This window comes from Pseudoalteromonas sp. SG43-7, assembly GCF_014164295.1.
Classification (GTDB): Bacteria; Pseudomonadota; Gammaproteobacteria; order Enterobacterales; family Alteromonadaceae; genus Pseudoalteromonas; species Pseudoalteromonas rhizosphaerae.
On sequence record NZ_JACJEY010000228.1, the window covers coordinates 1 to 250 of the forward strand.

1 protein-coding gene is annotated in these 250 nt (G+C 35.2%); it reads right to left on the reverse strand.

Features of this window, described 5'->3' with window-relative positions; all coding sequences use genetic code 11:
- Positions 1–154: 154 nt before the first annotated feature.
- On the reverse strand, positions 155–250 hold a 96-nt coding region (locus tag H5200_RS24560; protein WP_404936146.1), incomplete at its 5' end, for an IS3 family transposase.

A 250-nucleotide genomic window follows, 5' to 3' on the forward strand; every position in this document is an offset into this window, starting at 1 on the left:
CAGCCAGCAGTTAAGCAATTAAAGCAGCAGCTTGATAAATTGAATACCGACAAATCAACAGACGAACAAACGATTAAGTTCACCGCAGACAGTGGGTTTAATAGCGAAGCGAACCTTGAATACATTGTAATGGTCAACAAATTCTGTAGAGATTCTAAGCGGCATTTTTTAATTCATTATATTTCTGATGTGGCGTCATATAATTAAGCGTAGAATGCCTACGTTTGTAATTGTAAAACTGAATATAATT